Origin of the sequence: Jeotgalibacillus terrae (assembly GCF_016908195.1) — a bacterium.
Classification (GTDB): domain Bacteria; phylum Bacillota; class Bacilli; order Bacillales; family Jeotgalibacillaceae; genus Jeotgalibacillus; species Jeotgalibacillus terrae.
This window is the reverse complement of sequence record NZ_JAFBDK010000002.1, coordinates 94,713-108,458: the sequence shown is the minus strand read 5'-3', so window position 1 is coordinate 108,458 and position 13,746 is coordinate 94,713. Positions and strand designations below refer to the sequence as shown.

Genomic DNA, 13,746 nt, shown 5'->3' with positions numbered 1-13,746 from the left:
ACCGACGTCCTTTCGTTAGTTGATATACCCCATTATAGTATGTAACGTGGGAAATGTAAGCAGGGAATGTGGTTTTGACAAAGAATGTTCATTTGGGGGACGGAGTTTGCACTACGCTTTGGTTTTTGGGGACGGAGTTGATACTCCACTAATAGGGGACAGAGTTTACTCGAAATATAGAGTGTTATCTCCGTCCCCCTAACATAGTGTCTCAACTCCGTCCCCAAACCCTGCTACTCTCCGCCTTCCCAAATCCCTCCACCAAATGGTAAAATAAAACTGGTTGATCTAACCAATGATACATAGGGAGGAATTTTTGATGGTGAGAAAAGGTGGGAAATTGAAAGCGTTTGCTGGAGGAGCTTTGGCTTTGGGGCTGATTGTACCGATGGCGACGCCGTCTGTGTCGTATGCTGAGGTAATGGGTGAGGATGTCGTAAAGCTTCGGATCCTGGAGACGACTGATATTCATGCGAATCTTGTGAACTATGATTATTATCAGGATCAGGAGACGGATGCATATGGATTGGTGAAGACGGCTGCGCTTGTAATGGAAGCGCGCGAGGAAGCGAAAAATAGTCTGCTTTTTGATAATGGGGATCTGCTTCAGGGGAATCCGCTGAGTGATTATTTTGCAAAGGAGAATCCGCTGAAAGAAGGCGAGACGCATCCTGTTTATAAAGTAATGAATATGATGAATTATGACGCCGGGAACATTGGGAATCATGAGTTTAACTATGGCCTGGACTTTTTGGATCAGTCGCTTGAGGGTTCTGCGTTTCCATATGTGAATTCAAATGTGTATATAGATGATGGTGATGATGATCCTTCAAATGATGTGTCGTATTTTAAACCTTATGAAATTCTTGAGCGCACGGTAGTCGATGAAGAAGGCGATGAGCATCAGATTAAGGTTGGTGTGATCGGATTCGCTCCGCCTCAGATCATGCAGTGGGACAAAGCTAATTTAGAAGGGAAAGTCATTGCAAAAGATATGGTGGAGTCTGCTGAAAAGTACGTTCCACAAATGAAAGCAGAAGGCGCTGACCTGATCGTTGCGATTCCGCACTCAGGTATCGGATCTGTTACGCAAAACGGTATGGAAGAAAACGCTACATATGATCTTTCAAAAGTTGAGGGAATCGATGCGCTTCTTTTCGGTCACTCACACGGCTTGTTCCCGTCTGAGGATTACGCGGGTATTGAAGGGGTAGACGTTGAAAAAGGAACGATCAATGGTGTGCCTTCAGTGATGCCTGGATATTGGGGCAGCCACCTTGGCCTTGTTGACCTTGATATTCAGCTGAAAGACGGCAAGTGGGAAGTGATGAACGCGCAGACGTCAACACGCGGTATTGCGGATGATGAAGGGAATGCGCTGGTTGACCGCGTGGAAGAACTGTATGAAGTGATTGAAGAGGACCATAACGAAACAGTTGACTGGGTAAGAAGTGCTGTAGGAACAACAACTGCGCCGATTAACAGCTATTTTGCTCAGGTAAAAGATGACCCATCCATCCAGATCGTTACAAACGCTCAGAAATGGTATGTGGAAAATTATATTCAGGGAACTGAATATGAAGGACTGCCGGTTTTATCAGCAGGCGCTCCATTTAAAGCAGGAACGCGCGGCGACTCGTCTTACTACACAGACATTCCTGCCGGCGAGCTTGCAATTAAAAACGTAGCGGACCTCTATCTGTACCCGAATACGCTGCAGGCTGTACTGATTACAGGCGCTGATGTAAAAGAATGGCTTGAGCGCTCAGCTGGTCAATTTAACACAATCGATCCTGACTCAACTGAAGAGCAGTCGCTTGTAAACGGAGACTTCCGTTCATACAACTATGACGTCATTGACGGCGTTACTTATGAAATTGATGTCACTGAACCTTTGAAATATGATGTTGATGGAAACGTGATTGACGAATCTGCTAACCGGATCAAAAACCTTCAGTACAATGGAGAGCCAATTGATCCTGAACAGAAATTTATCGTTGCGACAAACAACTACCGTGCAAGCGGCGGCGGTAGCTTCCCGGGCATCGATGGCAGCAACATCATCATCGAATCACCGGATGAAAACCGTAACGTGCTGATCAACTACATTCTAGAAGAAGGCACAATCAACCCTTCTGCAGACAGCAACTGGACATTTGCGCCAATCGATGCTGATGTAAATGTCGTATTTGAGTCGTCACCGAAAGCGCAGGATTACCTGACAGAAGACGGTCATATCGCTTATGCAGGTGAAGGTGAAGACGGTTTCGCTAAATACAGCCTGACATTTGATAAGAATGACACAGAAGAACCAGGTGTTGAATTCAGTGATACTGCAGGCCACTGGGCTGAAGAATACATCGAAACCCTTGCTGTAAACGGCGTCGTAAACGGTAAGCCGGACGGCACATTTGATACAGAAGGCAAAGTCACGCGTGCTCAATTCGCAGCGCTTGTGGTCCGTGCGCTAGATTTAACAGCAGAAGGTGACAGCTACTTTGATGATGTAACAGGTGCATATGCAGACGAGATCAACGCAGCCTTCGAAGCAGGCATCACAACGGGTATTACAGACAGCACATTCGCGCCGTACCGCGAAATCAGCCGCGAACAGATGGCTGCAATGCTCGTACGTGCTTATAATGTTAAAAACAACACAGATTACCAGACAGATACAACAACAAACTACACAGACCAGGACAACATCTACTTCACAGAAGAAGTCAGCGCAGCTACAGAACTGGGCTACATGCAAGGCCTTAACAACGGCAAATTCGGCCCTAAACAGCCGGCAACACGTGCCCAGGCCGCAAAGCTGATTTATATGTTAATGGAATAGAGTCTTATGGAATAGAGTCTTTTGGGGACGGAGTTTTTACTCCGGGACAGAGTTTGATTTGGGGACGGAGTTTGCACTCCACATGTCGGGGACAGAGTTAGCTCTAGAATAGAGTATAAACTCCGTCCCCGCAGAGTGCGAACTCTGTCCCTTTTCATATCCTCAAAAAGGACCCTTTCAAAAACTCATTTGTAACACTTTTGTAATATCACTTCTCTCTCAAAAGGAAGTATTATAGACTTATGTTTTAATTATCAGAAAATTATTGATGCGGGTTATTTGAATGTAACTGTCAGAAGGAGAGTGTGCGGGTTGAAAAAGTGGTTCTATACGGCTGCAGCAACGATCGCTGTGGCGGCTTTTGGGGGAACGGATTCTGAAGCCCAGGCAAGTACCTACACGGTATCAAGCGGGGATTCTCTTTGGAAGATTGCAAACAAATATCAAACATCTGTCGATCATATTAAGAAGTTAAATAATCTGAGTTCTGAACTTATACGGCCGAATCAGATACTGAAGATTTCCTCAGAGCAGGCAACTTTTTCAGCGGCAACCGCTCCTTCAGGTAAAAGCACCGGTGCTGCCACGATGCAGGCAGCAGTCTATATCGTCCAGCCGGGGGATACATTGTCAGCCATCTCAGCTAAAACAGGTACAAAGTTAGCTGACCTGACATCACTTAATCAGTTATTATCTCATATTATCCATCCAGGCCAGTCATTAAAATTAAAAGGCGCTGCACCAGTCAGTCAACCGGTAAATACAGCGACTCTGAATGTAACAGCAGACAGTACATATATTGTAAAATCAGGTGATACATTATCTAAAATTGCAGCCGGACATGGTATCAGTCTTGCAAAACTGATGGAACTAAATGGCTTAAGCGGACATATCATATACGCAGGACAAAAGCTGACAGTTGATGGCCAGAGCGCAACCGCTCAGCAATCCCAGCCAAATGTTACTGTTCAGCCGGCCGCCAGTGACTATATTGTAAAAAGCGGAGATACGCTCAGTAAAATTGCCGTCTTACATAAAATGTCGCTCTCAGAATTAAAGAATATCAATCAGCTTTCCTCGGACATGATCAGAGTCGGTCAGAAGCTTCGTTTAAAAGGATCGGTTCAACCTGACCAGTCGTCTACAGGGCCAGTTCAGACTTCACAGAGCTCGGAGAATGTGACAGCAAGCGTCAGCAAACTGCTTGCAGAAGCCCAGTCACACCTTGGTACGCCTTATGCATGGGGCGGTACGGCACCAGGCGGATTTGATTGTAGCGGTTTTATTTACTACGTACACAAGCAGGCAGGATTTGATATCTCACGTACCAACTCTGAAGGGCAGCATGCACGGTCCTTTGAAGTCAGCAACCCGCAGCCGGGGGATCTCGTATTTTTCGAAAATACATACAAACAAGGGATTTCACACGTTGGTATTTACATCGGTGGCAACCAGTTCATCCACGCAGGAGACAATGGCGTCACGATCTCAAGTCTGGATGGCGGTTACTGGCAGTCTAAATTCGAAAGCTTCAAACGCTTTTACAACTAAACGAGCTGCCGCGGCAGCTTTTTTTGTATATTTAAAAGAAATGGAGGGAATAAGAATGGCTTTTTTTAAGAAAAAAATGATAGAAGAAGTGCCGACACAAGATTCTTTAACAGAAGAAAAAGCTATTCTTGGTAAAAAAATTTCAGCTGATGTTGAGAGAGAGCTTAAGCCGCTTCTTGAAAAAGATATGAGTAGTTTAATAGAAGAAAACATAAAAAAACTGCGATATCTTTACCCCGACGACAATGATTATAAATACGAACTGCTAAGAAGAAATGTCTTTTATATAGAAGTAACTAGTGAACTGAAGCGACTTCTTGCAGACCTTTTGAGAGGCTATCAGGTTACAGTCGACCTGAAAACTATTAAACGCCAGACCACCCTCCAGATAGAAGAAGCTATTAGCCGGCACTATGATCACTTTTACAAACATTACCTCTCAATAGAAGGCGGCCTCACGGGGCTCGAACAAACCTGCCGCCAAAACCTTCTCATGTACGAATGGCTCAAACAGCTCATGCCATACTACGAGCACCATCAATACAAGACCTCAGAAAACCTCCCAAAACGCTGGATCGTCAGGCGGATCGAAGAAGAATGCAGGCGGGTGAGTGATGAGGTGATATTTTTTTGAGAGCTGTTTTTGGGGGACGGAGTTGGCACTCTATTATTTTTGGACGGAGTTTACACTTTGAATGGAGTGAAAACTCTGTCTCTATTTTTGTCCGTATTTGGAGTGCGAACTCCGTCCCCGAGTGTATTTATTCTCTATTTCAGCTGTGCATCCACATACAACACACGAAACACAGTCGACCATAATAGCCATTTAGCAGGGTAAATCACTGCAATCACAATGACGATAAATGCGGGTAAACGAAGGGGGGACCATGGAATCATTCCCACCAGCCAGTTGCCCACGTAGTAGATCAGAAACGTAGCCGCTGCAATGGTTACAAAAAATAATCCTGCCACTACAAATATGTGTTTAATCGGTAAAGATAATATTTTTTCGCGATATTTATGTACTGTGTAAGCAATAAAAATAAGTGGGATGATGGATGTTAATAATTCAAGCATGAGATTTCCTCCTTGATTAGAATTACGAATAAGTCTGCAGAAAGTTTCAGGTGGCGGAGATGACACTCTATATGGAGTGCCAACTCCGTCCCCGAGTTGCTTTCTCCCGGTGACAGAGTTACTTCACTCATGGAGTATGAACTCCGTCCCCAAAAAATTCCCCTAAACCTATTGCACTAATCCCATTTTCATGTATAATAACTTTAACACATAAAAGCATAAAAGCTTAAAAGCGTCGAAGTGAAAAAGTGAATTGATATGGGGGTATTTTTTATGAAGAAGGTTTGGTTGTCTGGTGCAGCGTTGTCTGCGGTGTTGATTTTATCGGCTTGTGGTGAGGAGACTTCTGAGACGTCTGCTGCTGATGGTGAGGGCGGTTCAGATTCATATACGATAGGGGTTACGCAGATTGTTGAGCACCCTTCACTCGATGCGGCAACGGAAGGATTTAAGCGTGCATTTGAAGAGGCCGGACTTGATGTGACATTTGATGATCAGGTGGCACAGGGTGATCAGAATAACAGTCAGTCGATTTCGCAGAAGTTTGTGGCGGATGGTGTGGATTTGATTTTTGCTAACTCTACGCCTAGTGCGCTTAGTTCACTGAATGCGACGACGGATATTCCGATCGTGTTTACATCGGTGACGGATCCTTTAGCGGCAAGTCTTGTTGAGGATATGGAGGCACCGGGTGGTAATGTGACGGGTACGACGGATATGCATCCGGATGCGATTTCTAATACGGTTGAGTTTATGACGAGTGAGCTTGATGTGAAGTCGATCGGAATGGTGTATAACGCAGGCGAGCCGAATTCTGTTGTTCAGGTTGACGCGGTAAAAGAAGCTGTCGGATCAGACGTGACAGTTGAAGAAGCGGCTGTTTCAACATCTGCAGACGTGAAACAGGCAGCTGAATCGCTTGTTGGAAAAGTAGATGCATTTTACATTATTACGGATAATACCGTTGTCTCAGCGCTCGAATCTGTGATCAGTGTGGCAAACGATCAGGATATTCCACTGTTTGTCGGCGAACTTGATTCTGTAGCGCGCGGCGGGTTTGCAGCTTACGGGTTTGAATATGGGGATATCGGTTATGAAGCCGGTCAGATGGCAGTTGAGATCTTAACAGAAGGCGTTGATCCTGGTGAAATGGCGGTTCAGTACCCGGGCAATCTGAAGCTGATGATCAACAAGGATGCGGCTGAAGAGATGGGCATTGAGATCAAGCCGGAATGGGAAGAGATGGCTGAATTTACAGAGTAAAAGCAATGAGCGGAGCGCGCTGCTTCGCTCTTTTTGATCAAAGGGAGAGAGGAAGAGTTGTATGTGGATGTCTATTTTCACGTCGGTTGAGGTTGGACTGATGTTTGCTTTAATGGCGCTTGGCGTTTATTTATCTTTCAGAATTCTTGATTTTCCGGATCTGACTGTTGACGGTAGCTTTGTAACAGGGGCGGCAGTTGCAGCGATCATGCTTGTTAACGGTGCAAATCCGCTGATCGCTGTAACAGCGGCATTTGCGGCAGGTTTTATCGCAGGTGTGATTACAGGACTGCTTCATACAGTCGGCGGAATTAATCCGCTTTTATCAGGAATCTTAATGATGATTGCACTCTATTCAATCAACCTGCGCATTATGGACGCACCGAACGTATCGCTCCTCACGCAGACCCACCTTTTCACATGGATCCGTGAAGGCATCGGCGGCACATGGGCGATTATGGGTGTCATGGTAGCAGTCGTACTTGTCGTAAAAGTGCTGCTCGATTTCTTTTTAAAAACGGAATTCGGTCTGGCTTTAAGAGCGGTGGGTGATAATCATCTAATGATTACGTCTTTTTCAGGAAACATTCATTTTTATAAAGTGTTCGGACTTGGCTTATCTAACGCACTCGTTGCACTTGCTGGTGCACTTGTCGCACAATACAGCGGCTTTGCGGACGTGAACGCAGGGATCGGAATGATCGTGATCGGCCTCGCCTCTGTCATTATTGGTGAAGCGATTTTCGGTAAAAAAACAATCATTCGCACAACGCTGGCAGTCATTGTCGGAGCAATCATTTACCGCATCATTGTGGCCCTCGCACTGCGCGTGGAATTTCTCGAAACAGGCGACCTGAAGCTGATCACAGCGATCATCGTGATTTTAGCCCTCGTCCTGCCAAAAGCCATTGCCAAGCAGAAAGAAACGATGCGAAAACGACAGCGCCGCCTACGACTCAGCGCGCAGAAAGGATAGTGACCCATGCTTCAGCTAAACGAGATCTACAAAGTATTTAATGAAGGAACGCCTGACGAAAAAGTGGCGATTGATGAGATCAGTCTCGATGTAAAAAAAGGTGACTTCATCACGATCATCGGTAGTAACGGAGCCGGTAAATCAACGCTTTTTAATATAATTGCCGGTAAAATGTTTCCTGACATGGGTGAAGTCGTCATTAACGGCCAGGACGTAACCAGACTGTCGGAATATAAACGTGCCAGAAGAATTGGCCGTGTCTTTCAGGACCCGATGGCCGGGACATCACCCACGCTTACCATTGAAGAAAACCTGGCGATTGCCTACAGCCGCGTGAAGCCTCGTACACTTCGTCCAGGCGTTACCGCTAAACGGAGAACTTTCTTTAAAGAGCAGCTAGAGACACTCGGACTTGGCCTTGAAGACCGTCTGCGTGCAAAAGTCGGACTGCTCTCAGGAGGGGAACGCCAGGCCCTCTCACTGCTCATGGCTACATTCACAAAGCCGGACCTGCTGCTGCTTGATGAACATACAGCTGCACTCGACCCATCAAGAGCCGCACTGATCACACGGCTCACCAAAGAAATCGTCGAGCGCGAACAGCTCACAACCATCATGATCACTCACAACATGCAGCAAGCCGTCGACCTCGGCAACCGCATCCTCATGATGGACAAAGGCCAGATCATCTTTGAAGAAGAAGGCGCTCGTAAAAAGCACCTCACCGTCTCAGACCTGCTGAACGAATTCGGCAAAATGAAGGGGACGGAGTTGTCGGATCGGACTTTGCTTGGAGGATAGCTTGGGGACGGAGTTGGCACTCTGCATAGCAGGGACAGAGTTTGGTTATTTTGGGGACGGAGTTAACACTTCAAGTGGAGTGTTAACTCCGTCCCCAAATACAAGTCAAGAGACTGCTCAACACTACACCTATCGTAGCGTTGAGCAGTCTCTTTTGTTATATGCTATCTGTGACATAATGTTAAGATGTAAGTATCATCCATTAAGACTTTTGAACAAGATAGATTACATATATGAAAGAATGTCAGAAAGGAGCCAACACCATGTCAACGATACATAGACAACTTTCAACTTCATGGCAGATGCTGGGCTGGCTGCTTTTGGCTCAGGTGGCGGTGGCGCTTGTGGGGCGTTCGCTTGCGCCGCTTGGACCTTTAATTGCTGAGGATCTTATGCTGACGAAGGCGCAGGTAGGGTTGCTGCCTTCTTTTTTGTTTTTGGGTCAGATGCTGGTGAGTATTCCGGCTGGGATGCTGACGGATAAGATTGGGACCAGACGGCTTTTGCTGCTGCTTTGTCTCGTGCTCGGAAGTGCATTTTTAGTTGGAACGTTTGCCTCATCGTTTTATATGCTGCTATTTTTTATTATGATTGGCGGCATGGGATACGGAGCCACCCATCCTGTAACGAATCGGGGTATTTTGTATTGGTTTCCAGCTAAACGGGGAACTGCTATGGGCATCAAACAAATGGGTGTCACATTCGGTTCTGCCCTTGCTGCTATTGCACTTTTACCGCTTGCAGTTATGTTCGGCTGGCGGATTGCACTCGCAGCGGCATGTGTTGTGCTGATGCTGAGCGGTGTCGTTGCCTACTGCTTTTACAGAGAGCAGCTGGCTGAAAAAACCGGCCGCGAACCGTCAATGAAAGGCGGTATGCGCAGCCTGATTACATATAAACCACTGTTGATGATCAGTGTAATTGCCCTCATTTTAAACGGATCACAAATGAGTGTGAACACGTATTTATTATTTTTTGTAACAGATGAATTGTTTCTAAGTCTTGCAATTGCAGGAACGATGCTCGTTTTATCAGAAGTAGGCGGGTCGGTTGGACGGATTCTGTGGGGAACGGTGAGCGATTCAATATTCGGGGGGAAGAGATTCCCAGTACTCATGATGATTATCATAACGGCGTTGACAGGGACGCTTGGAATGGCGTTCTTATCGGATGGTGTACCGGTGCCACTGCTCGTTTTCATCGTCATCATACTCGGTTTCGCTGTCTCCGGATTTAACGGTCTATGGATGAATATCGCAACCGAACTCACACCAAAAGAACAAGCCGGAGCAGCAAGCGGCGTCAGCCTTACCATCGGTTCAGCAGGCGTCATTATCCTGCCGCCACTCTTCGGCCTCACCATCGATATTAGCGGAAACTTCCATACGGCCTGGTTTTTACTGGCAGGTCTGCTTGGATTAGCTGCAATAATTGCGGTGGTGCTGCGGCGGATGAGAGAGTTTTAGGGGCACAGAGAGATTTTGGGGACGGAGTTTAGACTTCATATGGAGTCTAAACTCCGTCCCTTTTGCTGTATTCTGATTATCGGGGACAGCGTTCATATTTCTTGTGGAGTGTTAACTCCGTCCCCAATAAAGGAATTTCCCTTCCCCCTCTTGAACTTAACGTTAACGTAAATGATATTTTATTTTTATGCAGGGGTGAGATGATGACGATTCGTGAGGTGGCTAAGTTGTTTGGGGTGTCGACGCGGACGATCCGTTATTATGAGGAGCTTGGACTGGTTTGTCCTGAGCGTTCTGAGGGGAATGTCCGGTTGTTTGGTGCGCGTGATTTGGCGAAGTTGAAGTTGATTTTCAGGGGAAAGCGGTTTGGTTTTTCGCTTGATGAGATTAAGGAGATGGTGCTGCTGTTTGATCTGGATCGTTCGGGGCGCAGACAGCTCGAACGGACGGTTGAATATGGCCGGCAGCGGACGGCGGAAATTGATGAGAAGATTGCTGAACTTGAGGAAATGAAGGGTGAGATGCAAGGACTCCTGCAGGAATTTGAACAAAAATTACGTGAAAAGGGGTAGGGAGAATGAACACATCATCATTAGTGGCTTTTCAGGCAAGAAAGTATGGAGGTCGTGATGCGCTGCGCTTTATGGGGAACGGAATGACTTATGGTGAGCTGAATCAGAAGGTCAATCAGTTCAGTCAGGGGTTAAAGCAGCAGGGCATTCAAAAGGGTGATAAGGTCGCGCTGTTTTTACCGAATACGCCTGAATTTGTAATCGCTTACATATCAGTTCAGCGGCTGGATGCAGTGGTGGTGCCGGTTAATGTGAAGCTGACGGCTGAGGAACTTGCGTATATTTTAGATCATTCTGATGCAAAAGCGCTGATCGTTCACGAGTGGGTGGAAGGTGCGGCAAAAGGTTTGCCATCACCTGAAATCCTGATTACGACAGGAGCTCCTGAAGAAGGCTGGCTTTCTTACAATAACATGTTTATCCAAAGTGATGAGGAATTGATTAGCCAGTCCAAAGAGGATGATGAATCAACTATTCTTTATACGTCAGGGACGACGGGGCGCCCTAAAGGCGTGCTTTTCAGCTATCGCAACATTTTTACAGTGGCCTCTATGATTGCCGTGGAGATGGAGGTGAAGCCTGAAAGCAGGATCCTGTTAATGATGCCGCTCAGCCATTCTGCGCCGCTCCATTTATTTTTAATGGCAGGGTTGTATGTGGGTTCAACGCTTGTGCTGACACCGACATTTACACCTGAGCTGCTGATTGAAACGGTTGAGATGGAGCGGACTACTCACTTTTTTGGTGCGCCGGTTGCTTATTTACTGACAGCAGGGCATCCGAAGCTTAAGGGGGCGGATCTGTCATCGATGAAGTGGTGGATTTATGGAGGCTCTCCTTTATCTAAAGGTGAGATTGAGAAAATTTCCGCCGCATTTCACACGGATCGGCTGGTCTGTGTATATGGCCTCACTGAAGCGGGTCCGAGCGGTTCATTGCTGCATGCTGACGAACACGCTGAAAAAGCAGGCAGTATTGGAAAGCGTGCGCCGCTTCATACTGATCTGCAGATTTTCAATGAGGATGGCACAGAGGCCGGGCCGGATGAAGTTGGGGAAATTTTGCTGAGCGGGGAAGGCAATATGCTCGGGTATTACAAAGATCCTGAAGCGACTGCTAAAACAATGACGGGCAACTGGCTACGGACTGGGGACCTTGCAACACGTGATAAGAACGGCTACATCTGGGTTGTGGATCGTAAAAAGGATCTCATTATATCAGGTGGAGTGAACGTGTATCCAAAAGAGATTGAAGAAGCAATGCTGACTGTGCCAGGCGTGCGTGAAGCAGCAGTGATTGGTGTGCCGCATCCTCAGTGGGGAGAGACGGTCAAAGCTGTTTTTGCTGCTGAAACGGAGATCAGTGACAGCGAGCTTTCATCTCATTTAGCGAAAAAGCTTGCGTCATTCAAAGTTCCAAAGATCTATGAACAGGTGGAGGCACTGCCGAGGAATGCTTCAGGCAAAATCTTAAAACAAGTGCTGCGTGAGGTGGTGGCGAAATGACGCGTGTGCTGACTGAGGAGCGTCTGGATACCAAACGGAATTTTTTTGAGGGAAACGAGACATTAAAAAAATTGTTGAAAGAAAAGCTGGATGATGCGCTTTATGAGTTTGCAGGCGGAGAACTCCCTGAACTTGGCCGTGCTGCAGCGAACGAGATTGACGAGCGGGCGCGGCACACAGATCGCGAGGGGGCGCCGAGCCTTGAGAAGTATGACCGGTTTGGGAATGATCAGTCGAAGGTCTGGGTGAATGAGGGATACGCGGAAACTGTGCGGCAGGTTTACGGGAGCGGGATTGTCGGCTACGTTCATGAGCCGATTCCGCCGCTGGGGCGTAAGGGGAACTATCTGTACAGTTTTGCACAGGGCTTTCTCGTATCGCATGCGGAAGCGGGTTTTTACTGCCCGGTAACGCTCACCATGGCGACCGCTTATTTGCTCGATCATTATGCAGATGACAGTGTAAAAAGCCGCTTTTTACCGCACGTCTGTTCAACCGGTGACTTGCCGCTGTATGAAGGTGCGACCTTTTTGACAGAGCGTCAGGGAGGATCAGATGTCGGGGCCAATGTGGTAAAAGCGGTGCTTGAAAACGGTGAATACCGTCTTTACGGAGAAAAATATTTCGCATCAAATGCCGGTATGGCTGGTGTAGTGATGGTGCTTGCGAGGATGGAAGGAGCGCCGTCAGGTTCTAAAGGACTCACACTTTTCGCAGTGCCGTGGAGAGAAAATGGTGAATTAAACGGTGTGAAAATCAGGCGTCTGAAAGATAAGCTCGGCGTGCGCGCAGTGCCATCAGGTGAAGTGGAATTTGACGGAGCAAAAGCTTATGTTGTCGGCGATCCGGCAAGAGGAATCAACTATATGCTCGAGGCGTTGAACCTCTCGCGCATCTGTAACGCAGTCGCCTCAATCGGCATTATGCGGCGGGCCCTTTTAGAGTCAAAAGACTACGCTGAAAAACGGGAAGCGTTCGGAGCGCCGCTCACCCAGTATCCGATGGTAAAAGATTCCCTTGGTAAAATGGCCGCTACTCTTCACGCAGAAACGGTCAGCGTATTCGAACTGATCGCGCTGTATGACAAAGTGACTGATGGATCAGCCAGCCGTGAAGAAGGCCTGCTTGTAAGACTGCTGATCGCTCTTTTGAAAAAAGAAACCGCTGAAAATGCGATTCACTTTTCGCATGAAGCAATCGAAATGCACGGCGGCAACGGCTATATCGAAGACTTCGTTACACCGCGGCTGCTCCGTGATGCCCAGGTGCTGACCGTTTGGGAAGGCACAGCAAACATCCTGGCTCTCGAACTGATCCGTCTGCTGAAAAACGGCATTGACGATATTTTTGTGAAGTGGGTGGAGGCACAGCTGGAAGCGATCCAAGCTTCATCATGGCATACTGAGCTTGAAAAACAGGCGGGGCGCATTCTGAAAGAGCTGAGACAGTTCAAACAAATGCCCACAGACCTGCAAACATTTGAAGCCAAACACATGATGAAAGAAATGACCAAACTCACAGAATGTTTGCTGACAGCGGGGTTTGCAGTGAGACATGGTGAAAGGGAACGTATGCTGTGTGATGTGTTTTGTGAAGAGGTCTGGGGGGTGAGAGAGTTTGGCGGTGAGATGAGGACTGTGGATGGATTTGGGGAGTTGATGAGCGGGGTTTAGGGGGACGGAGTTGGCACTTCGTT

At 47.2% G+C, this 13,746-nt stretch carries 11 protein-coding genes; 10 read left to right on the top strand and 1 reads right to left on the bottom strand.

The window, feature by feature from the left end:
* Positions 1-319 precede the first annotated feature (319 nt).
* From JOD21_RS02410 to JOD21_RS02400, 3 genes are all read left to right on the top strand, one after another.
* Positions 320-2,839 (top strand): bifunctional 2',3'-cyclic-nucleotide 2'-phosphodiesterase/3'-nucleotidase, encoded by a 2,520-nt coding sequence (locus JOD21_RS02410; RefSeq protein WP_338032860.1) that lies wholly within the window; start codon positions 320-322, stop codon positions 2,837-2,839.
* Positions 2,840-3,151: 312 nt separating this feature from the next.
* Positions 3,152-4,390 carry a LysM peptidoglycan-binding domain-containing protein gene (locus JOD21_RS02405; RefSeq protein WP_239581318.1) on the top strand — a complete coding sequence of 413 codons (1,239 nt, stop codon included), beginning with the start codon at positions 3,152-3,154 and terminating at the stop codon, positions 4,388-4,390.
* A gap of 55 nt (positions 4,391-4,445) precedes the next feature.
* A complete protein-coding gene (locus JOD21_RS02400) occupies positions 4,446-5,024 on the top strand; it encodes a hypothetical protein (RefSeq protein ID WP_204728070.1) in 579 nt (192 codons plus the stop codon).
* Between the two features lie 134 nt (positions 5,025-5,158).
* Here the strand turns inward: JOD21_RS02400 and JOD21_RS02395 are convergent, their stop codons facing one another.
* Positions 5,159-5,467, bottom strand: coding sequence for a hypothetical protein (locus tag JOD21_RS02395; RefSeq protein ID WP_204728069.1), 309 nt, complete (start codon positions 5,465-5,467; stop codon positions 5,159-5,161).
* A 273-nt stretch (positions 5,468-5,740) separates the two neighbouring features.
* Here JOD21_RS02395 and JOD21_RS02390 point away from each other — a divergent pair, with 273 nt between their 5' ends.
* From JOD21_RS02390 to JOD21_RS02360, 7 genes are all read left to right on the top strand, one after another.
* Positions 5,741-6,730: an ABC transporter substrate-binding protein gene (locus JOD21_RS02390; protein ID WP_204728068.1), complete on the top strand. Its 990-nt coding sequence runs from the start codon at positions 5,741-5,743 to the stop codon at positions 6,728-6,730.
* A gap of 61 nt (positions 6,731-6,791) precedes the next feature.
* The gene (locus JOD21_RS02385; RefSeq protein WP_204728067.1) at positions 6,792-7,706 is read left to right on the top strand and encodes an ABC transporter permease; all 915 of its coding nucleotides are present in this window, start codon (positions 6,792-6,794) and stop codon (positions 7,704-7,706) included.
* Positions 7,707-7,712: 6 nt separating this feature from the next.
* Positions 7,713-8,507: an ABC transporter ATP-binding protein gene (locus tag JOD21_RS02380; protein WP_204728066.1), complete on the top strand. Its 795-nt coding sequence runs from the start codon at positions 7,713-7,715 to the stop codon at positions 8,505-8,507.
* A 263-nt stretch (positions 8,508-8,770) separates the two neighbouring features.
* A complete protein-coding gene (locus JOD21_RS02375; protein WP_204728065.1) occupies positions 8,771-9,973 on the top strand; it encodes an MFS transporter in 1,203 nt (400 codons plus the stop codon).
* A gap of 200 nt (positions 9,974-10,173) precedes the next feature.
* Positions 10,174-10,545: a MerR family transcriptional regulator gene (locus JOD21_RS02370; protein WP_204728064.1), complete on the top strand. Its 372-nt coding sequence runs from the start codon at positions 10,174-10,176 to the stop codon at positions 10,543-10,545.
* A 5-nt stretch (positions 10,546-10,550) separates the two neighbouring features.
* The gene (locus JOD21_RS02365) at positions 10,551-12,050 is read left to right on the top strand and encodes a class I adenylate-forming enzyme family protein (protein ID WP_204728063.1); all 1,500 of its coding nucleotides are present in this window, start codon (positions 10,551-10,553) and stop codon (positions 12,048-12,050) included.
* On the top strand, positions 12,047-13,723 hold the full coding sequence (locus tag JOD21_RS02360; RefSeq protein ID WP_204728062.1) for an acyl-CoA dehydrogenase family protein: 1,677 nt from the start codon (positions 12,047-12,049) through the stop codon (positions 13,721-13,723). Before JOD21_RS02365 ends, JOD21_RS02360 begins: the two co-directional genes overlap by 4 nt.
* Positions 13,724-13,746: the final 23 nt, after the last annotated feature.